Source organism: Tropicimonas sp. IMCC34043 (assembly GCF_003390845.1).
In the GTDB taxonomy this organism is placed as follows: Bacteria; Pseudomonadota; Alphaproteobacteria; order Rhodobacterales; family Rhodobacteraceae; genus Tropicimonas.
In genome coordinates, this window is the sequence record NZ_QMEK01000002.1 from 125,462 (window position 1) to 144,794 (window position 19,333).

The window sequence follows — 19,333 nt, forward strand, 5'->3', positions numbered from 1 at the left end:
GGACCCGATGCGGTTTCCGCGGCCCGCGGATCGGGCGCCCTGCGTCGCCGGGGCGCCTTTTCAGGAGACGCCAGCGATCCTGCCGGATTGGCTCTCGGCCATCCTCTTGTGCCAGTATTTTCGCTCGTGCCGCCGCAGAATTTCAGCTAATGCATTCTCATTTGAATAGATCTGAGGGAAAGACCATAATGACTTCTGTCCCACGCGCCGCCGCATTGGCCGTTTTATCTGTCCTTGCGCTCGCACCGCTGCCGGCCGCAGCGATCATAGACGACATGTGGGCCAGGCTTCCGGGGCCGCCACCCTACGGCACCGAGTTTCCGTTCGATTCCTCGACCGACTATACTTGGAGCGTGCCGCTCGAGGATGTCGCAGACGGAACCGAGATTGCGAACTTCACCCTGAACGTGATCCCGGCGGGCGCCAACCTGCCAAAGTTCGAGGTGTTTTCCTTCGGCGGTGAATTCGATCTTTTCATAGACGACACGCCGACGGCGTGGACGGAGCTTCTGCCTGCGGGCTATTTTTATCATATCTTCGAAGGCGACCTGCCCGGCGGTCTGGTCAACTTCCGCGTCGAGGTCGCCGGGAACCAGAACCTGACCGGCGATGTCGCTGAATTTCAGCTCGGATACCTGGCTACGGCGATCCCGCTGCCAGGCGCGCTTCCCAGTGCCCTCGGCGGTCTGCTTGTTGTGGCCGGTGTCGCCATGCGCCGGCGCCCTGCCTGAGCAACCATCGTGCGGCAGGGCTTTCCTTTGCCCTCCGGCCGCGCGAAGTTGGCGGTGATCGAACCAGATCTCCGGAGACGCAATGCAACTTTTCCATTCCCCGACCTCGCCCTTCGTGCGCAAGGTCATGGTCGTCCTGCACGAGACCGGCCAGCTTGACCACGTGACGCTGGTCCCGGCCTCGGGCACGCCACTTGCCCCAAATACCCTGACGGTCAGCCAGAACCCGCTTGGCAAGATCCCGACCCTGATACGCGACGACGGCCCGGCGCTGTTCGACAGCCGGGTGATCTGCCGCTATCTCGATGACCGGGCCGGCGCAGGGCTCTATCCCGCCGCGCGGGTGTGGGAGGTGCTGACGCTCGAGGCGCTGGCCGACGGGATCATGGAGGCCGCGGTGCTGATGGTCTACGAATCACGCCTGCGGCCCGCGGACCTCGTCTATGACACCTGGGTCGAGAGCCAGTGGGCCAAGATTACCCGGGCGCTCGATGCTCTCGAAGGCCGCTGGATCAGCCATCTCGCGGGGCCGCTCGACATGAGCCAGATCGCGGTCGGCTGCGCATTGGGCTATCTCGACTTCCGGGTCGACGATCGCAACTGGCGTGAGGGACGCAAAGACCTCGCCGCCTGGGACGCCGGATTTGCCGCTCGCCCGTCCATGCAGGCGACCCGCCCCGAGTGACATCGGAACGTCACGAAGCTCCGCGGCGGTCAGCGCCGCCGCGGATGGTCTGTGGCCGAAAACGCAGGTTGTTGCGGCCCGACAGCCCAGCCAGCGGGCCAGGCAAAGGCGGGGCTCATCGCGTTAGGCACCAAGGCGCATCGCCCCGGTGCCTTCGCAGCCGTTGCGCGCGCTGCTAGAGGCTGTGTTCGGTTATTTCCGAGGGCTGGTGACGTCCCAGCACCTCGCGCACCTCGCGTTCGCCGTCCATCGAGGTAATCACCTTCACTTCCGCCTTGTCGCGATCGAGATAGACCTTCTCGCTTGGAAAGCCGATGTCGATCAGATCCTCGTGCGCGTTGCGCGCAGCCTCAGACGACCCGTACTTGCCTGTCAATGTTTTGGCCATTTCCGCCTCCCTGGTAAAAACTCCGGGGCCACATTATCACGGTTCAGCGCACAAGACGATGCGCGCTGACGACCGGGGACTGCCTCTGGAAGGGAAAACAACGCAAGGGAAAGCGAGCGGCGCCCGCTTCCCGTGATCCGTTGCCGCGATCAGAAGGTATAGCTCAGACCGACGTTGAAGGCGTTTGTGACAATATCGGTCTTCAACTCGCCACCGTTGTCCAGATCGGCGGTGTTGGACGAGTAGCTGCCCTTGTATTCACCGAACACCGCCCATTTCTCGGCGAACGCCCAGGACAGGCCCGCCACCGCAATCACGGCAGGACCGGTGATCTGGTATTCCGATGTGGTGCTGTCGCCGCGGGTAACCTCGACATGGGGCATGGCAAAGCCCGCGCCGCCGCCGACATAGGGTGTCAGCTTGCCACCACCCCACAATCCGTTCCAGCGATAGAAGACGTTGAAGGTGATCAGGTTCAGCCCGTCGGTCATTTCGAGCGTGTCGAAGTCGTTGTCCGACTTCGTGGAATCGGTGGCATAGACCTTTGCGTGGTTGAATTCGACGCCGTAGCCGACCCGGTCTTGCCACCACATCGCCCGAAGGCCGTAGTAGGGCGGCATCGCCCAGGACTTGCCGTCCCAGTCGGCCGTGAAGTTGAAGTCCTGATCGCCGTCATTACCCTTAACACGGCTGTCGGCTGCGCCCTGATAGCCGGTGTAGAAGCTCAGCTCCAGGTCGGCTGCGGCGGCGGGCAGGGCGAGCGCGGTGCAGGCAATCAGAGCGGGGAAAAAACGAGGCATGGTTGCACTCCTTCGTTCTGCTGTCCCGGGACTATCAGGTTTCTGCCAGAGCGCCAGCAAAGCGCACGGTGGTGCACTCGAATGGCGCCAAGTGTTGCGGCGGGAACGCTTCACATTCACGAATATATATTTTTCCTCCGAAATCCGGTCCCTTTTCAGGGTTTTTGCGACGACCCGCCGCAGATGGGCCGGATTGGGCGCTGGACGGACCGTTGCCTGCCCTCTAATTAGCATTGAGGTCCTGCGGCGCTGCGGCGTCGCCCGGATTCTGTGTGACCGACGCCTTGCCAGGAAAGGGAGAATCCTCGTGTCCCAAGCAGAAGACCACGGCGGTACCCGTCGCGACTTCCTCTACTATGCGACCGGCGGCGTAGCTGCCGTGGCGACCGGTGCCGCCGTGTGGCCCTTGATCAACCAGATGAACCCTTCGGCTGACGTCCAGGCGCTCAGCTCGATCCAGGTCGACGTCAGCGCGATCGAGGTCGGCCAGCAGCTGACCGTCAAATGGCGGGGCAAGCCTGTCTTCCTGCGCCGCCGCACCGAAGCCGAGATCCAGCTGGGCCGCGAGACGGATCTTGCGGTCCTGGTCGACCAAGTCGCGCGAAACGCGAACATTGACGCCGCCGCACCGGCCACCGACCAGAACCGCACCCTCGACGAGGCGGGCGAGTGGCTGATCCAGATGGGTGTCTGCACCCACCTCGGCTGCGTGCCGCTCGGCAATGCCGGCGACTTCACGGCCGGCGGTGAGGGTGGCTGGTTCTGCCCGTGCCATGGCTCGCACTACGACGTCGCCGGACGGATCCGCAAGGGTCCCGCACCCGAGAACCTGCCGATCCCGATCGCAGCGTTCCTCGACGACACCACCGTCAAGCTCGGATAACGGAGAAAGCGAATGGCTGGGATTCCCCACGACCACTACGAGCCAACAACCGGGGCCGAGAAATGGGTCGAGCGACGGCTCCCCATCATCAACCTCCTTTACAACACGATGGTGATTCCCACACCCAAGAACCTGAACTGGATGTGGATCTGGGGCATCATCCTGGCCTTCTGCCTTGTCTTGCAGATCGTCACCGGCATTATCCTGGCGATGCACTACACGCCGCATGTCGACCTGGCCTTCGCCTCGATCGAACACATCATGCGCAACGTGAACGGCGGGTTCTTCCTGCGCTATCTGCACATGAACGGCGCCTCGCTGTTCTTCCTCGCCGTCTATCTGCACATCTTCCGCGGCCTCTACTATGGCTCCTACAAGACCCCGCGCGAGATCACCTGGATCATCGGCATCCTGATCTATCTGTGCATGATGGGCACTGCGTTCATGGGCTACGTTCTGCCCTGGGGGCAGATGTCGTTCTGGGGCGCCACGGTGATCACCGGGCTGTTCGGCGCGATCCCCTTCATCGGCGATTCGCTGCAGACCTGGCTGCTGGGCGGACCGGCGGTCGGCAACCCGACGCTGAACCGCTTCTTCTCGCTGCACTATCTGCTGCCCTTCGTGATCGCGGGCCTGACGATCGTGCACATCTGGGCCTTCCACACCACCGGCAACAACAACCCCACCGGGGTCGAGGTGCGCCGCGGATCGAAGGAAGAAGCCAAGAAGGACACACTGCCGTTCTGGCCCTATTTCGTCATCAAGGACTTCTATGCGCTTGCGCTGATCCTGGTGGTGTTCTTCGCCGTCGTGGGCTTCATGCCGAACTTCCTCGGCCACCCCGACAACTATATCGAGGCAAACCCGCTCTCGACGCCGGCGCACATCGTGCCGGAATGGTACTTCCTGCCGTTCTACGCGATCCTGCGCGCGTTCACGAGCGACGTCTGGGTCGTGCAACTGGTCCACTGGATCAGCTTCGGCCTGATCGACGCCAAGTTCTTCGGCGTGATCGCGATGTTCGGCGCGATCATCGTCTGGGCGCTGGTGCCGTGGCTTGACACCTCGCGCATCCGGTCCGGCCGCTATCGTCCGGCCTTCCGCTGGTGGTTTGCGATCTACTGCGTCGACTTCGTGGTGCTGACCTGGGTGGGCGCGATGCCGGCCGAGGGGATCTATCCCTACATCTCGCTGTTCGGCGCGGCCTACTGGTTCGCCTTCTTCCTGGTCATCCTGCCGCTTCTGGGCGTGCTCGAGAAGCCCGAGGCGCAACCCGAGACCATCGAGGCCGACTTCAAGGCCCACTACGGCAAGCCGAAATCCGACGCTGCCGGCGGCGGGTCCGTCGCCACGCCGGCCGAATAACGAAAGGAACGGTTCGACATGATGAAGAAGATCCTTCTTTCCGCCGTTGCCGCCCTTTCGCTCGGCGGCACGGCGGCCCTTGCCGCCGAGGGCGGGCACGTCCACGACGTGTCCTTCTCCTTCGAGGGGCCCTTCGGGACCTACGACCAGATGCAGCTGCAACGCGGCCTGCAGGTCTATACGCAGGTCTGCGCTGCCTGCCACGGCCTGCAATACGTGCCTCTGCGCTCGCTGTCCGATCCCGGCGGGGTCGGCCTTCCCGAAGATCAGGTCCGCGCCTATGCGGCCGACAACTTCGAGACCTTCGACCCCGAGCTGGACGACTATCGCCCGGCGATCCCGACCGACCACTTCCCGGCCAATACCTCGGCCGGCGCGCCGGACCTCAGCCTGATGGCCAAGGCCCGTGCCGGGTTCCATGGACCCTATGGAACCGGCCTGAACCAGTTGTTCCGCGGTATGGGCGGCCCGGAATACATCGTCTCGCTGCTCACCGGCTTTACCGGCGAGGACAAGGAAGAGGCCGGCAGCATCTTCTACGAGAACCCGGTCTTCTCGACCGGCTGGATCAAGATGGCGCCGCCGCTTTACGGCGAGGACGTCGAGTTCGCCGACGGCCATTCGAACACGGTCGAAAGCGAGGCCGAGGACGTCGCAGCCTTCCTGATGTGGGCGGCCGAACCGCACATGATGGCGCGCAAGCAGGCAGGCCTCGTCGCGGTCTTCTTCCTGACCATCCTGACCGTGCTGCTGTATGCCACCAACAAGCGTCTGTGGATGCCGGTCAAGAAGGCCGTCAAGGACGCCTGAGGCACCCGCGGCGAACGGCCAAAGGATCGAAAGGCGCCCTTCGGGGCGCCTTTCTTGTTGCCGCCATGGATTTGGTGGATCGGGCCCGCCGTCCCCCGCAGTTGCCGACGTCAGGCAAGATATAGTATAATGACAGGAAATTGCCCCTTCCCGCTGTGGAACGGCGCCCAACACGACCGGACCCTCACCATGCCAAGACTGCTCGTCGCCACCGGCCTCGCCCTTCTGTCCGCTCTGCCCGCCACAGCTCAGGACCTCGTCAACCGCGAGGTCGGCGGCGAACTTGGCTATATCGACTTCGACGGTCAGCCCCAGACCAGTTTCAGCGTCTTCGGCACCACCGATCTGCATTATACCGACCATTTCGGATTTCAGGGCAGTATCGGCGCGCAACACCTCGGCACATCGCAGGAGCGCGAGAACAGCGTCTGGCTCGACGTGAACCCCTATGTCTATTTCGACTTCGGCCTTGCCGCCGGGCTCTATGCCCAGGGCTGGGCCTCCGACCACGACCCTGCCTCGGCCTTCGGCGGCGAGCTTGCCTGGAAGGGCGACGCGGGCCTTGAGGCCCAGATCTATTACGGCAACACTTGGGGCGACGGGGTCGATGACGGATACATCACATCGAAGGGCCTGCAGCTCGGTTATACCTTCGCCGGCGACATCTATGGCACGCTTTACGGCTACAAGGACACGATCAACCAGTCGGGCCAGACCGATCGCGACTATTACGATTATGGCATCGGCGTCGAATATCCTCTGGGATACGACGGCATGACCCGGCTGACCGGTAGCTTCGGCCAGATCCGGCTCGATGCCGAGGGCGAGACCGACCTGCAGGTCTCGGTCGGGCTGACCCGACAGTTCGGCGGCCTTGCCGATCGTCCGACTTTCTCGCTGCAGCGTTCGGTGGTGACGGGGCTGGTCAATTACTGACCGTCACCGCCAGATCGGCGGCCAAACCGTTCACGCGCACAGGCCGCGGAAGGGCTTCCGTCGCGGCGGGCAGCATCCTAGGATCGACCCATGAAACGCATCATGTGCTATGGCGACTCGCTGACCTGGGGCTATCGGGCGCATTCCGACGGTGCCCCGCCGACCCGGTTTGCACCCGGCGCCCGCTGGACCGGCGTACTGGCCGACCGGGTCAGGGATTTTGCCGTCGTGGTCGAGGAGGGGCTTTCAGGCCGCACGACCGACCTCGAGGACCCCGAAGCGCCCTATCGCAACGGCGCGGCCTTCCTGCCGGTCGCGCTTCGCACCCATACGCCCATCGACCTTGTCGTTCTGATGCTCGGCACCAACGACACCAAGGCAGTGTTCCGCCGCTCTGGCCTCGATATCGCGGTGTCCCTGGCCGGAATGGTGCGCACCATCCAGTCCTTTACCGGGCCCGACGCCGCAGGTGCCGCGCCGCCGCAGGTCCTGCTGGTCTGCCCGCCGCCGATCTGCCCCGACGCCGATGGCTGGATCGACCGGATCTTTGCCGGGGCGAACGACAGGATCGGCGCGCTGTCCGCCGCGCTCGCGGCCTTTGCCGAGGGACGCGGCATCGACCTTGTCGACGCGGGCCAGTTGCTTGTCACCGGCGGCGTCGATGGCGTGCACTTTGACGAGGCCAACAACCGCGTGCTTGGCGAGGCGGTAGCAGAGGAGGCGACCCGCCTGCTGACCTGAACGACCGCGCCGGCAATGCGGGTCTTGAGCCGCCGCCCCCCCGCCACTAAACCGGGCGAGCAAAGGAGCCCGCGCCCATGAGCCTCAACACCTTCGGTCATCTGTTCCGCGTCACCACCTGGGGCGAAAGCCATGGGCCTGCACTTGGCGCCACGATCGACGGCTGTCCGCCGGGCGTGCCGATCGAGGCGGCAGAGATCCAGCACTGGCTCGACCGGCGCAAACCCGGCACCAGCCGCTTTACCACCCAGCGCCGCGAGGCCGACGAGGTCGAGATCCTTTCGGGCGTGTTCGCGGGTGTTTCGACCGGCACTCCGATCCAGCTGATGATCCGCAACACCGACCAGCGGTCGAAGGACTACGGCGACATCGCCGAGAAATTCCGCCCCGGCCACGCCGACATCACCTATTGGCAGAAATACGGCATTCGCGACTACCGCGGCGGCGGCCGGTCCTCGGCGCGCGAAACCGCGGCGCGGGTGGCGGCGGGCGGTGTGGCGCGCGCCGCCCTGTCGGCCCTGCTGCCCGATCTGCGGATCACGGGCTATATGGTGCAGATGGGGGAACGGGTGATCGACCGCAGCCGGTTCGACCTGACCGAGGTCGAAAACAACCCGTTCTGGGTGCCCGATGCCACTGCGGCCGAGGACTGGGCCACCTATCTCGATGCGATCCGCAAGGACGGCAGCTCGGTCGGCGGCATGATCGAGCTGAGCGCCACCGGCCTGCCCGCCGGCCTTGGCGCACCGATCTATGGCAAGCTCGACACCGATCTGGCGGCGGCGATGATGTCGATCAACGCCGTGAAGGGGGTCGAGATCGGCGAGGGCATGGCCGCAGCCCGCCTGACCGGCGAGGCCAATGCCGACGAGATCACCATGGGGCCCGATGGCCCGGTGTTCTCGTCGAACCACGCAGGCGGCATCCTTGGCGGGATCTCGACCGGCCAGGAAGTTGTCGTCCGGTTCAGCGTCAAACCGACGTCCTCGATCCTGACCCCGCGGAAAACCATCACCCGCTCGGGCGAGGATACCACCATCGTCACCAAGGGCCGCCACGACCCCTGCGTCGGCATCCGCGCCGTGCCGGTCGGCGAGGCGATGATGGCCTGCGTGCTTCTGGACCACTACCTGCTGCATCGGGGCCAGATCGGCGACGGCCCGCGCGGCAGAATCGGCTGAAACCGAAGGTCTCCTGACAGAACGCTGTCAGCAGCCCCGTGCGGCGACCCATTGGGCACGGCGCGGGATCAACTATGCTGGCGGCGACACAGGAGGTCGCCATGCTCACACTCTATCACTCGCCACGGTCCCGCGCGACGCGGGCCTATCAGCTTCTCGACGAACTCGGCGTGCTCGACCGGGTCACGGTCGAAACCGTCGCGATTGCCCGGCAGGATGGATCGGGCGAGCCCGACCCGCGCAATCCCCACCCCGAGGGCAAGGTGCCGACCCTTGTCCACGACGGCGAGATGGTCTGGGAGAGCGCCGCGATCTTTCTCTATCTCACGGACATGTTCCCGGAGGCCGGGCTTGGCCCGCTGCCCGGACAAAAGGGGCGCGGCGGCTATCTTTCCTGGCTTGCCTGGTACGGCGACGTGCTGGAGCCGGTGGTGCATTTCCGCTTCCTCGGGATCGACCATCCGGGGCTTTTCCGCACCTTCCGCGGCTATGACGAGATGGCCGCGCGGCTGGTCTCGACGCTCGAGACCCGGCCCTATCTGCTGGGCGACACCTTCTCGGCGGCCGACCTTCTGATCGGCTCGACCTTTGGCTGGTTGCCGCAGATGACGCCCGACAACGACGCTGTGCGCGATTGGGTCGCCCGCGTTACGGATCGGCCGGCAGCGCGACGGACGGCCGAGCGTGAGGCGGCGATGGCCTAGGCCCGGGGCCTAACGGGCGGCGGGCATGCGCGACAGCTGCACGGCGAGGATGCCCGCCATGATCACACCAACGCCGACCAGATCCCAGGGTCCGATGTGCTCGCCCAGCAGAACGGCGGCAACGCCGACGCCAAAGAACGGGTTGAGGAAGTGGAACGTGGCGGCGCGCACCGCCCCGATCCGCCGCACCAGCAGGAACCAGACCAGTGTCGCGACCAGTCCCGGAACGAGCACGGCGTAGGCAAAGGCGGCGACAAAGGGCCAGCTCCAGCTGATCGCCCAGGTCTCGGTCAGTACCGAGACCGGCGCCAGCGTCGCGGCGCCGACCAGCATCTGCAGGCCCACGACCATCAGCACATTGCCGCCCGAAGATGCCCCGCGCAGCGTCAGCGTGGCGAAGGTCAGGGCCAGCACTCCGATGGCGCACTGGACAAGTGCGACCGGATCGATCGCGCCGCCCGAAAGCCGCGAGCCCATGATCAGCCCGGCCCCGGCAAAGCCCGCCACCAGCCCCGCGATGCCGAGTGGCGGCAGGCGGTCGCCCAGAAACAGCCACCCGGCCAGCGCCACCATCAACGGCATGGTCGAGGCGATGATCGCGGCAAGCGAGGCGTCGATCGTCTGCATCGCCACAAAGAACAGCCCGAGATAGAGCGCGTTCTGGCAGACCCCGAAGATCAGGATCATCCGTGCCTGACCGGTGGTGACACGCCAGCTTTGCCCCAGAGCGCGGGCAAGCCCGATGGCGATCAGCCCGGCGGTCAGGAACCGGACCGCCGAGATCCCCAGCGGCGGGGCGTGGGCGACGATAATGCGCGCCGAACTGAAGGCAGAGGACCACATCAGGGCAAAGGCCAGCCCCATACCGATTGCCCGCAGATCCATCTGACGCTCCCTACCGCTTTGACCCCGCCTAGCGCGGCAGCACCGCCTTGTGAAGGCGGACGGATACGTCAGGCAAGTCGCTTCTCCAGATAGACCCGGCGAAAGCCGCTCTCGGTCGAGCGATGGGTTTCGACAAAGCCAACCCGGCGATAGAGCGCGAGCGGCTCGACCATCGCCTCGTTGGTCAGAAGCCGCAGAATGTCATGGCCGCGATGGCGGGCCTGCCGTTCGGCCTCGGCGATCAGGCGCCGGCCGATCCCCTGCCCCTGCGCCTCGGGCGCCACGGCCAGAACGTCGAGCAATAGGTGGTCGTCCTGGTCGATCAGCACCAGGATCCCCTCGACCGCCGGGCCGCGGACAAGCACCTGAACGAGGCCCGCCGCGGTCAGCGCCGCGTAGTCCTCGACCATCGGTGCGGGCTTGCGTCCGATGCGCGGCACATAGGGGGCAAAGGCCGCCGCAATCAGCGCATTTATCGCGTCAAGATCTCCGGCGCCCGCCGGTCGCAATCTGGTCTCGGCCATCGCCCGCCTGCCACCGCCAATGAAAAAGGAGCCGCCCGACGGCGACCCCTGGAATGTTAGGAACTCGGAAGTTCAGGCGTTGACCGAATCCTTGAGGGCCTTGGCAAAGGTCATCTTGACGACCTTGTCCGCGTCCTTCTGCAGCATCTCGCCGGTTGCCGGATTGCGGACTTCGCGTGCGGGACGTTCGCGGCAATAGATCTTGCCAACGCCCGGCAGGGTAACGGCACCGCCGCCGGCGACTTCCTTGGTGATGATGTCGGTGACGGCATCAAGCGCTGCTGTGGCAACCTTCTTGTCGGCTTCCATTGCCTCGGCAATTGCGGCAACGAGTTGCGTCTTGGTCATCGGTTTTGCGGCCATGTATGGTCTCCTCGTTCTTGCCCCTTTCTGTTGGGGCTTATTTTGTTGATTCTACGTTATATGGGATCAACTCACAACTTTTTGTGGGCTGGCGGGCAGTAAAACAAGGGGAATCACGTGCTTTTTTGGCCTCAGAGGAAGGCTGTTTCCTCAAAACTGCGAAGTTTCCGGGAATGCAGGCGCTCCAGCGGCATGCCGCGCAGCAGTTCCATCGCCCTGACCCCGATCAGAAGATGCCGCGCAACCTGGGTCGTATAGAACTCGCTGGCCATGCCCGGCAGCTTCAGCTCGCCATGAAGCGGCTTGTCCGAGACGCACAGAAGCGTGCCATAGGGCACCCGGAACCGAAAACCGTTGGCTGCAATCGTGGCGCTTTCCATGTCGAGCGCGATCGCCCGCGACTGGCTCAGCCGCTGTACCGGACCGGACTGGTCGCGCAGCTCCCAGTTGCGGTTGTCGACCGTCGCCACCGTGCCGGTGCGCATGATCCGCTTCAGCTCATAGCCGCGCAGCTCGGTCACCTCGGCCACGGCCTGTTCCAGCGCGATCTGGATTTCGGCCAGCGCCGGGATCGGCACCCAGACCGGCAGATCGTCATCGAGCACCTTGTCTTCGCGCAGATAGGCGTGGGCCAACACGAAGTCGCCCAGGGCCTGACTGTTACGCAGCCCGGCGCAATGCCCGACCATCAGCCAGGCATGGGGGCGCAGCACCGCAATATGGTCGGTCGCGGTCTTGGCGTTCGAAGGGCCGATGCCGATGTTGACCAGGGTGATGCCCGCGCCGCCCGCACGTTTCAGGTGATAGGTCGGCATCTGCGGCATCTTCGGCGACGGATCGAGCGGATCGCTGCCAGAGGTGATCTCGTTGTTTCCCGGCCCGACGAAGGCAGTATAGCCGCTTGACGGATCGTCCAGCACCTGCCGGGCATAGGCCTCGAATTCCGAGACGTAGAACTGATAATTGGTGAACAGGACGTGGTTCTGGAAATGCACCGGGTCGGTCGCCGTATAGTGGCTGAGCCGCGCCAGCGAATAATCCACCCGCTGGGCGGTGAAGGGTGCAAGCGGGCTTGATCCATCGTCATGCTTGAAGCCAAAGCCGTTGACGATGTCGTCATGGGTGGTCGACAGGTCCGGCACGTCGAAGATGTCGCGAAGCTGGAACCGCAGTGCGCCTTCGCGCGGCACGGACAGGCCAGCGTCGTTGCCGACCGCGAAATGCACTGGGATCGGGGTTTCCGACGGGCCGATCAGGATCGGCTGGCCGTGGGTCTCGATCAACAGGCCGATTTGCTGGATCAGGTAGTTCCGGAACAGCGTCGGCCGGGTAATGGTGGTGGAATAGACCCCCGGTTCGACGACATGGCCGAAGGCAAGGCGTGAATCGACCGGGGCGAAGGTGGTTGTGACCAGCCGGACCTCGGGGTAATAGGCGCGGCAGCGATGCGGCGGCTGGCCTTCGGCGATCGCTTCCGAAAATCGGGCGGCAAGGAAGGTCGTCGCCTGGGAATAGAGCGAGATCAGGCGTTCGACCGCCGCCTCGGCATTGCGGAACTCCTCGTGCGGCGGCACGTCCGGGGACAGGATCGGGGTCATCCCGGGGACGTTCATTCCAGCACCTCTTCAATCAGATCGACGACTTCAAAGGTCCTTACGTCCACCAGCCCCTTGTCCGAGATCCGAAGCTCGGGGATCACCACCAACGCCAGCAGCGAATGCTGCATATAGGCGTTGTTGAGGCTGCAACCGCAATCCTGCATCGCAACCCCCAGCGCCTGGGCCTTGGCGGCGACGGTCTGGGCCAGATCGTCCGACATCAGCCCGGCAATCGGCAGCTCGACCAGCGCCAACTCCTGCCCGTCGCGCCACAGCGTCACGCCGCCGCCGACCTCGGCCAGCCGGTTGGCGGCCAGCGCCATGTCCGCGCGCGAAGTGCCGACGACAATCATGTGGTGGCTGTCATGCGCCACGGTCGAGGCCATGGCCATGTTGCCGGTATAGCCAAAGCCCTGGACAAAGGCGTTCGTGACCGCGCCGGTGCCGCGGTGGCGTTCGACCAGCGCGATCTGGCAGATCTCGCCCGTTGCCTCAACGAGCCCCTCGGACACCGGCAGGTCGGCCGACAGCGCCTTGGTCGGCGCTTGGTTTTCAACGACGCCGATCACCTTGGCACGGACGTGGTTGGCACCCTGCGGCGCCGGGATCTCGAAATCCCGTGCCGCCAGCGTCCTGCCCAGATGGACCGATTGCCGTGCCGCCTCGGGCCAGTCGAGGTGCGGGCAGTCGACCAGAATCTGCCCGTCCCTTGCCGCAACCTTGCCGCGGGCGATCACCACCTCGATCGGCAGGTCGCGCAGATCGGACGTCAGGATCACGTCGGCCCGCCGGCCCGGTGCGATCGAGCCCAGTTCGCGTTCCAGCCCGAAATGGGTGGCGGTGTTGATCGTCGCCATCTGCAATGCCACCAGCGGATCGCAACCGCAGGCGATGGCGTGGCGCACCACCCGGTTCATGTGCCCGTCGTTGATCAGCGTGCCGGAATGGCAGTCGTCTGTGCACAGGATGAAGTTGCGGGGATCGAGCCCCTTTTCGGTGATCGCGGTAATCTGGCGTTCGACGTCGTACCAGGCCGAGCCGAGCCGCAGCATCGACCGCATCCCCTGCCGCACCCGGGCAATCGCGTCGGCCTCGCAGGTGCCTTCGTGATCGTCGGCGGGGCCGCCGGCGGCATAGGCATGGAACGGTGCGCCAAGATCGGGCGAGGCATAATGCCCGCCGATCACCTTGCCGGCGGCCTGCGTCGCCGCCATCTCGGCCAGCAGCTTGGCGTCGCCCGCGATCACGCCGGGAAAGTTCATCATCTCGCCCAGTCCGATGATCCCGGGCCAGGTCATCGCCTCGGCGACGTCCTCGGGGCCGATCTCGAACCCGGTCGTTTCCAGCCCCGGCGCCGAGGGCGCACAGGACGGCATCTGGGTGAAGATGTTGACGGGCTGCATCTGCGCCTCGTCATGCATCAGCCGCACGCCCGCCAGCCCCAGCACATTCGCGATCTCGTGCGGGTCGGTGAACATGGTGGTGGTGCCGTGCGGGATCACCGCGCGGGCAAATTCGGCCGGGATCAGCATCCCGGATTCGATGTGCATGTGTCCGTCGCACAGCCCGGGCACCATGTATTTGCCCTCGGCCTCGATGATCTCGGTTTCGGGGCCGATGCAGTGGCTGGCATCGGGGCCGACATAGGCAATGCGCCCCGCGGCAATCGCGATGTCGTGGCCTTCCAGCAACTCGCGGCTGTGGACATTGACCCAGATGCCGCCGCGGATCACCATATCTGCGGGCGCGCGCCCGGCGGCAACGGCGATCAGGCGGGGGGCGGCCTTGGACCAGCTTTCAATCGTCTGTGTTTTCATGGCCCATGTTTTCCCTATTTCCCGGCCGATGCAAGCGGCTGCGCCAAGGCCGGTCTGGACAGCGATATGCGCCGCGACCTGTGACAGCCGCGCGACAGTCGCGCCCGCCCCCCGGGGTCAGGCAGGCTGCGCGGCAAATTCCCGGGCGCGCCGGAACTGGTCGTCGGTCGGGCGTACGCCGGTATAAAGCTCGAACTGCGCGACGGCCTGCAACGCGATCACCTCGTCGCCCGCGATCACCACCTTGCCCTTTGCCCGAGCCATCCGAACCAGCGGCGTCTCGGGCGGCAGCGCCACCACATCGAAGACCGCCTCGGCCCGGTCCACCGCTGCCTCGGTGAAAGCAAGCGCATCGGCGTCCTCCCCGCCCGCCATGCCGATCGGGGTGACATTGACCAGAAGATCCGCGTCGAGCCCCCCAGCCTCGGCGCGCCAGTCAAAGCCGCTGATCCGTGCCAGTTCGGGGCCGGCCACGGCGTTGCGGGCGACAATCGTGCCATTCCTGAACCCGGCATCGCGAAACGCGCTGGCAACCGCCTTCGCCATGCCGCCACTGCCCCGCAGGACAAGCCGCATGTCGGGGTTCAGCCGGTATTGGGCGATCAGCGTCTCGACTGCGGTGTAGTCGGTGTTATAGGCCCGCAGCACGCCGTCATCGTTGACGATGGTGTTGACCGACTGGATTGCGGCGGCGGACGGCATCAGTTCGTCCACCAGCGGAATGCAGGCCTCCTTGAACGGCATCGAGATCGCGCAGCCGCGGATCCCCAGCGCCCGGATGCCGCCGATGGCCGCCGGCAGGTCGGTGGTCGAAAACGCCTTGTAGACATAGTTCAGGCCGAGTTCCTCGTAGAGGAAATTGTGGAACCGCGTGCCGTGATTGCCCGGCCGCGCCGAAAGCGACATGCAAAGCCGGGTGTCTTTGGTGATCCGGGTCATCGTGGGGCCTCCGTCTGTCGGTGTGCAGGGGTGCTAGCGCGAACGCCGGGGCCTGTGGAGGCGACAAGACGGCGCCCGTCGGGTGGCGGTTTCACCCGCCGTGCAGAATGCGCTATCACCTTGTGACGGCACTGCGCCGGAGGGAACCATGTTCGACGAGACAGACCTGGAACGCTTCGTCGAGGCACAGCAGGAGATCTGGGCCGAGGCGATGGAGGAGATCGACGCCGGGCTGAAGCACGGCCACTGGATGTGGTTTGTCTATCCGCAGCTGCGCGGGCTGGGATATTCACACCGCGCGCAGTATTTCGGTCTGGCCGATGCCGACGAGGCGCGGCGCTATCTGCGCCACCCGCAGCTCGGGCCACGGCTAGTCGATGCGATGGAGCGGCTGATGACACACCGTGCGATCCCGCCCGAGCGGATCCTTGGCGACGTCGATGCCGCCAAGCTGCAGTCCTGCGCGACGCTGTTCGAAGCGGTGGCGACCGATCCCCGCCCCTTCGCCGCGGTGCTGGAGGCCTTCTTTGACGGCGACCGCTGCGCCCGGACACTGGCGATGCTGGAGAACCGGGTGTGATGCGCGGGCAATCGAGACGCGACACCGCGCACTACCCGGCCCGAGGGGCGGGCGAGGCACAGCCAGGCAACCCCGGCCCGATCCCGGCTGGAAAGGTCGAGACATGACCCGTACCCTTCTGACCCTTGGCCACGGCTACAGCGCCCGCGCCCTTGCCCGCCTGCTGCTCGATCAGGGCGGTTGGCGCATCATTGGCACGACCCGGACGGCCGGCGGGGCTGACCGCCTGCGCGAACAGGGGATCGAGGCACTGGTCTGGCCCGGCACCGACCTTACAGGCGTGATCGCCGAAGCAACCCATATTCTCGCCTCTGCCGCGCCCGATTCGGGGGGCGACCCGTTCCTGCCCGACATTGCCGACGCGCTGCGTCTCGCCCGGCCCGAATGGATCGGCTATCTCTCGACCACCGGGGTCTATGGCGACCATCAGGGTGCCTGGGTCGACGAGACGACGCCGCTGACCCCCACCACCCGCCGCGGCCAACAGCGGGTTCTGGCCGAGGGCCAGTGGCAGGCGTTGGCAGCCGAGACCGGCCTGCCGCTGCACATCTTCCGCCTTGCAGGGATCTATGGCCCGGGTCGCGGACCCTTTGCCAAGGTGCGGGACGGCACGGCCCGACGGATCGTCAAACCCGGTCAGGTGTTCTCGCGCATCCATGTCGAGGATATTGCCCGCGTGCTGGCCGCCTCGATCGTACGGCCCGATCCGGGCGCTATCTATAACGTTTGCGACGACGACCCGGCCCCGCCGGAGGACGTGATCGCCCATGCCGCGCGCCTGCTCGGCCTGCCGGTTCCGCCCGCCGTCGCCTTCGGTGACGCCGAGATGACGCCAATGGCGCGCAGTTTCTATGCCGAAAGCAAACGGGTGCGAAACGACCGCATCAAGGGCGAGCTCGGGGTGACGCTCGCCTATCCCGGCTATCGCGAGGGGCTGGCCGCGTTGCTGGCAGAAGACTGATACGGCACGGAAACGTCACGGCGCTTAAGACTCGGTTCATTGCAGTTGGTCCATGATGCTGCCGACGGCCGCCCCCTGCGGGCCGACTGCGTGGAGTTGCCTCTTCATGAGCCTGACGGATAAACTGGCCTCCGAACGTCGCGCCCGCCTGGCGGCCGAACGCCTGCTGGACCTGAAAAGCCGCGAGTTGTTCGAGGCCAACCGAAAGCTGTCGCAGCACGCGATCAAGCTGTCGGACCAGATCGTCGAACAGCGCGAGGTCGTGCGGGTCGTGCGCAGCGAGGCCGAGGCGCTGAAGGACCGCAACGAGAAGACCGAGGCGGAACTCGCCCGGGCCGAAAAAAAGGTCGAGATCGTCGAACGCCGGTTGTGGGATTCGGTCGAGGCGGTGACCGACGGCTTCGCCGTATTCGATCAGCAGGACAGGCTGCTTGCCGCCAACTCCGCCTGGCTGTCGCTGTTTGACTACTCCGAGGTGATCCAGCCCGGCATTTCCTATCTCGACGTGCTGCGTTTCGGCGCCGAGGAGGGGATAATCGATATCGGCGACACCCCGCTCGGCACCTGGATCGCCGAAATGCTCGACCGCTGGGACCAGCCCGAAATCGCGCCCGGCACGATCACACTGTGGAATCGGCGCCACTTCCGCCTGCTCGACCGGCGCTCGCGCGACGGCGACATGGTGTGCCTTGCGCAGGACATAACCGCGCTCAAGGCGCGCGAGGAGGAACTCTACGAGGCGCGTTCGCGCGCCGAGGCCGCCAACCGGGCGAAATCGACCTTCCTGGCCAATATGAGCCACGAGCTGCGCACACCGATGAACGGCGTGGTTGCGATGGCCGATCTGCTGCTCGAAGGCGACCTCGACGAGGAACAGCGGCTCTACCTTCAGACCATCCGGAATTCGGGCGAAACCCTCCTCGGGATCATCAACGACGTGCTCGACTTCTCGAAGCTCGAGGCCGAGAAACTGACGCTCCGCCCCGATCCTTTCGATCTGGAGCTGATGTTGCACGAGGTGCTGACGCTGGTCGCGCCGATGGCCCGCGAAAAGTCGCTCGACCTGCATGTGGATTATGATGTCTTCCTGCCGACCAAGCTTGTCGGCGATCCGGGCCGGATCCGCCAGGTGTTGACCAATCTGGTCGGCAACGCGGTGAAGTTCACGCTTGAGGGCCATGTGCTGGTCCGCGTCGTCGGGATCGAGGACACGCCGGGGATCTGGCAGATGCATGTCACGGTCGAGGATACCGGCATCGGCATCGACCCGGACATGCAGGCCCACATATTCGATTCCTTTGCCCAGGTCGAACAGGAGCGGAACCGCACCTTCGAGGGCACCGGGCTTGGGCTCGCCATCACGCGCGAGCTTGTCGACCTGATGGACGGCCAGATCTGGCTTGAATCCGAACCCGGCAACGGCGCCTGCTTCGGCTTTCTCGTGTCGCTGCCTGCGGCCGAAGGCCACCCGCCGATCCCGGCCAGCCTCGCTGGCGGCGGTCTCCGGGCCATGATGGTGGGGGGCGGCGATCTCGACCAGGACATCCTGTCCAAGCAGCTGCGTCAGCTCGGCCTCGCCGTGCGCTGCGTTGCTTCGGGCATGCAGGCGCTCGATGCCGTCCACGACGGACCCATGCCGCAGATCGTGCTGATCAACGAACACCTGCCCGACACCGAAGGCGCCGATCTGGCCATTGCGCTGCGCAAGGCCGGTCTCGACACCGCGACCGTCCTGCTTTGCACCGACGCCCATATCGCCGCCTCGTCCGAGGTGCGCCAGGCGGTCGACGCCACACTGACCCGCCCGATCCGGCGCAGCGAGCTGTTTCGCACGCTTGATGCCCTGTCCCCGGTCCGGGCACCCGGCCCCGACATCGACGCGCCGGCCGCAGACGACGGGCCGATCCGTTTCGCCTCCCGCCGCAAACAGGTTCCGGCCGCCCGGGTCGCGTCCGGGCAGCCCCCCCGAACCGCGCCGCGCCCGATGCGCGTATTGGCGGCCGAGGACAACCGGACCAACCAGTTCGTGCTGCGCAAGATGGTGAAATCGCTCGACATCGACCTTGCCTTTGCCAGCAACGGGCGCGAGGCGGTCGAGCTTTTCCGCAATTTCCACCCCGACATGATCTTCATGGACATCTCGATGCCGGAAATGGATGGCAAGGAGGCGACCAATGCGATCCGGGCGCTGGAAAGCCCGGGGCAGCGGGTGCCGATTGTCGCGCTGACCGCCCACGCGCTCAGCGGCGACCGCGAGGACATCCTCGCCGCCGGGCTCGACCATTATCTGACCAAACCGCTGAAGAAGGGGCCACTGCAGCAGCTGATCATCGACCACCGCCCCGAAGATTGTCGCCCGCCGCTGCCCGGGACGGCGATCTCTGCCGAGTAAGTGGCGCGCCGGAACCGGGTGGCATCGCTCGCCCGATCGCCGCAGGGCGG

The 19,333-nt window shown here is 65.5% G+C and carries 20 protein-coding genes; 12 read left to right on the forward strand and 8 right to left on the reverse strand.

Annotated elements, in window-relative coordinates; genetic code table 11:
• Positions 1–188: 188 nt before the first annotated feature.
• Both DQG17_RS10315 and DQG17_RS10320 read left to right on the forward strand, forming a co-directional pair.
• Complete coding sequence (locus DQG17_RS10315) at positions 189–731, forward strand: hypothetical protein (protein WP_157973578.1); 543 nt, start codon at positions 189–191, stop codon at positions 729–731.
• A gap of 82 nt (positions 732–813) precedes the next feature.
• On the forward strand, positions 814–1,416 hold the full coding sequence (locus DQG17_RS10320) for a glutathione S-transferase (RefSeq protein WP_116132766.1): 603 nt from the start codon (positions 814–816) through the stop codon (positions 1,414–1,416).
• 175 nt (positions 1,417–1,591) lie between these two features.
• Here the strand turns inward: DQG17_RS10320 and DQG17_RS10325 are convergent, their stop codons facing one another.
• Positions 1,592–1,804 carry a hypothetical protein gene (locus tag DQG17_RS10325; protein WP_116132767.1) on the reverse strand — a complete coding sequence of 71 codons (213 nt, stop codon included), beginning with the start codon at positions 1,802–1,804 and terminating at the stop codon, positions 1,592–1,594.
• Between the two features lie 149 nt (positions 1,805–1,953).
• Positions 1,954–2,604, reverse strand: coding sequence for an outer membrane protein (locus tag DQG17_RS10330; protein ID WP_116132768.1), 651 nt, complete (start codon positions 2,602–2,604; stop codon positions 1,954–1,956).
• Between the two features lie 307 nt (positions 2,605–2,911).
• Here DQG17_RS10330 and petA point away from each other — a divergent pair, with 307 nt between their 5' ends.
• From petA to DQG17_RS10365, 7 genes are all read left to right on the forward strand, one after another.
• Positions 2,912–3,487: a ubiquinol-cytochrome c reductase iron-sulfur subunit gene (gene petA / locus DQG17_RS10335; RefSeq protein WP_116132769.1), complete on the forward strand. Its 576-nt coding sequence runs from the start codon at positions 2,912–2,914 to the stop codon at positions 3,485–3,487.
• 12 nt (positions 3,488–3,499) lie between these two features.
• Positions 3,500–4,852, forward strand: a complete 1,353-nt coding sequence (locus tag DQG17_RS10340; protein WP_116132770.1) for a cytochrome b N-terminal domain-containing protein — start codon at positions 3,500–3,502, stop codon at positions 4,850–4,852.
• Positions 4,853–4,870: 18 nt separating this feature from the next.
• Entirely contained in the window at positions 4,871–5,662 is a 792-nt protein-coding gene (locus DQG17_RS10345) for a cytochrome c1 (protein ID WP_116132771.1), read from the forward strand.
• Positions 5,663–5,851: 189 nt separating this feature from the next.
• The gene (locus DQG17_RS10350) at positions 5,852–6,598 is read left to right on the forward strand and encodes a hypothetical protein (RefSeq protein WP_116132772.1); all 747 of its coding nucleotides are present in this window, start codon (positions 5,852–5,854) and stop codon (positions 6,596–6,598) included.
• 90 nt (positions 6,599–6,688) lie between these two features.
• Entirely contained in the window at positions 6,689–7,339 is a 651-nt protein-coding gene (locus DQG17_RS10355) for a GDSL-type esterase/lipase family protein (RefSeq protein ID WP_116132773.1), read from the forward strand.
• 77 nt (positions 7,340–7,416) lie between these two features.
• Positions 7,417–8,520 (forward strand): chorismate synthase, encoded by a 1,104-nt coding sequence (gene aroC, locus DQG17_RS10360; protein WP_116132774.1) that lies wholly within the window; start codon positions 7,417–7,419, stop codon positions 8,518–8,520.
• A gap of 101 nt (positions 8,521–8,621) precedes the next feature.
• Positions 8,622–9,224, forward strand: a complete 603-nt coding sequence (locus DQG17_RS10365) for a glutathione S-transferase family protein (protein ID WP_116133154.1) — start codon at positions 8,622–8,624, stop codon at positions 9,222–9,224.
• A gap of 9 nt (positions 9,225–9,233) precedes the next feature.
• Here the strand turns inward: DQG17_RS10365 and DQG17_RS10370 are convergent, their stop codons facing one another.
• From DQG17_RS10370 to DQG17_RS10395, 6 genes are all read right to left on the reverse strand, one after another.
• The gene (locus tag DQG17_RS10370) at positions 9,234–10,109 is read right to left on the reverse strand and encodes a DMT family transporter (RefSeq protein WP_116132775.1); all 876 of its coding nucleotides are present in this window, start codon (positions 10,107–10,109) and stop codon (positions 9,234–9,236) included.
• Between the two features lie 68 nt (positions 10,110–10,177).
• Positions 10,178–10,633, reverse strand: a complete 456-nt coding sequence (locus DQG17_RS10375; protein WP_116132776.1) for a GNAT family N-acetyltransferase — start codon at positions 10,631–10,633, stop codon at positions 10,178–10,180.
• A gap of 72 nt (positions 10,634–10,705) precedes the next feature.
• Entirely contained in the window at positions 10,706–10,996 is a 291-nt protein-coding gene (locus DQG17_RS10380; RefSeq protein ID WP_116132777.1) for an HU family DNA-binding protein, read from the reverse strand.
• Between the two features lie 131 nt (positions 10,997–11,127).
• Complete coding sequence (locus DQG17_RS10385) at positions 11,128–12,594, reverse strand: AMP nucleosidase (RefSeq protein WP_198666100.1); 1,467 nt, start codon at positions 12,592–12,594, stop codon at positions 11,128–11,130.
• A gap of 11 nt (positions 12,595–12,605) precedes the next feature.
• Positions 12,606–14,411 (reverse strand): adenine deaminase, encoded by a 1,806-nt coding sequence (gene ade, locus DQG17_RS10390; RefSeq protein WP_116132779.1) that lies wholly within the window; start codon positions 14,409–14,411, stop codon positions 12,606–12,608.
• 117 nt (positions 14,412–14,528) lie between these two features.
• Positions 14,529–15,350 (reverse strand): shikimate 5-dehydrogenase, encoded by an 822-nt coding sequence (locus DQG17_RS10395; protein ID WP_116132780.1) that lies wholly within the window; start codon positions 15,348–15,350, stop codon positions 14,529–14,531.
• Between the two features lie 148 nt (positions 15,351–15,498).
• Between DQG17_RS10395 and DQG17_RS10400 the strand changes: the two genes are divergently transcribed.
• The 3 genes from DQG17_RS10400 to DQG17_RS10410 all read left to right on the forward strand — a co-directional run bounded on the left by DQG17_RS10400 (position 15,499) and on the right by DQG17_RS10410 (position 19,283).
• Positions 15,499–15,930 (forward strand): DUF1810 domain-containing protein, encoded by a 432-nt coding sequence (locus DQG17_RS10400; RefSeq protein WP_116132781.1) that lies wholly within the window; start codon positions 15,499–15,501, stop codon positions 15,928–15,930.
• Between the two features lie 103 nt (positions 15,931–16,033).
• Positions 16,034–16,891 carry an SDR family oxidoreductase gene (locus tag DQG17_RS10405; RefSeq protein WP_116132782.1) on the forward strand — a complete coding sequence of 286 codons (858 nt, stop codon included), beginning with the start codon at positions 16,034–16,036 and terminating at the stop codon, positions 16,889–16,891.
• Between the two features lie 106 nt (positions 16,892–16,997).
• Positions 16,998–19,283: a response regulator gene (locus DQG17_RS10410; protein ID WP_116132783.1), complete on the forward strand. Its 2,286-nt coding sequence runs from the start codon at positions 16,998–17,000 to the stop codon at positions 19,281–19,283.
• Positions 19,284–19,333 lie beyond the last annotated feature (50 nt).

Coding starts and splice junctions, on each gene's coding strand:
- DQG17_RS10315 (WP_157973578.1), top strand. CDS start 189: ATGACTTCTGTCCCACGCGCCGCCGCATTGGCCGTTTTATCTGTCCTT.
- DQG17_RS10320 (WP_116132766.1), top strand. CDS start 814: ATGCAACTTTTCCATTCCCCGACCTCGCCCTTCGTGCGCAAGGTCATG.
- DQG17_RS10325 (WP_116132767.1), bottom strand. CDS start 1,804: ATGGCCAAAACATTGACAGGCAAGTACGGGTCGTCTGAGGCTGCGCGC.
- DQG17_RS10330 (WP_116132768.1), bottom strand. CDS start 2,604: ATGCCTCGTTTTTTCCCCGCTCTGATTGCCTGCACCGCGCTCGCCCTG.
- DQG17_RS10340 (WP_116132770.1), top strand. CDS start 3,500: ATGGCTGGGATTCCCCACGACCACTACGAGCCAACAACCGGGGCCGAG.
- DQG17_RS10345 (WP_116132771.1), top strand. CDS start 4,871: ATGATGAAGAAGATCCTTCTTTCCGCCGTTGCCGCCCTTTCGCTCGGC.
- DQG17_RS10350 (WP_116132772.1), top strand. CDS start 5,852: ATGCCAAGACTGCTCGTCGCCACCGGCCTCGCCCTTCTGTCCGCTCTG.
- DQG17_RS10355 (WP_116132773.1), top strand. CDS start 6,689: ATGAAACGCATCATGTGCTATGGCGACTCGCTGACCTGGGGCTATCGG.
- aroC (WP_116132774.1), top strand. CDS start 7,417: ATGAGCCTCAACACCTTCGGTCATCTGTTCCGCGTCACCACCTGGGGC.
- DQG17_RS10365 (WP_116133154.1), top strand. CDS start 8,622: ATGCTCACACTCTATCACTCGCCACGGTCCCGCGCGACGCGGGCCTAT.
- DQG17_RS10370 (WP_116132775.1), bottom strand. CDS start 10,109: ATGGATCTGCGGGCAATCGGTATGGGGCTGGCCTTTGCCCTGATGTGG.
- DQG17_RS10375 (WP_116132776.1), bottom strand. CDS start 10,633: ATGGCCGAGACCAGATTGCGACCGGCGGGCGCCGGAGATCTTGACGCG.
- DQG17_RS10380 (WP_116132777.1), bottom strand. CDS start 10,996: ATGGCCGCAAAACCGATGACCAAGACGCAACTCGTTGCCGCAATTGCC.
- DQG17_RS10385 (WP_198666100.1), bottom strand. CDS start 12,594: ATGACCCCGATCCTGTCCCCGGACGTGCCGCCGCACGAGGAGTTCCGC.
- ade (WP_116132779.1), bottom strand. CDS start 14,411: ATGAAAACACAGACGATTGAAAGCTGGTCCAAGGCCGCCCCCCGCCTG.
- DQG17_RS10395 (WP_116132780.1), bottom strand. CDS start 15,350: ATGACCCGGATCACCAAAGACACCCGGCTTTGCATGTCGCTTTCGGCG.
- DQG17_RS10400 (WP_116132781.1), top strand. CDS start 15,499: ATGTTCGACGAGACAGACCTGGAACGCTTCGTCGAGGCACAGCAGGAG.
- DQG17_RS10405 (WP_116132782.1), top strand. CDS start 16,034: ATGACCCGTACCCTTCTGACCCTTGGCCACGGCTACAGCGCCCGCGCC.
- DQG17_RS10410 (WP_116132783.1), top strand. CDS start 16,998: ATGAGCCTGACGGATAAACTGGCCTCCGAACGTCGCGCCCGCCTGGCG.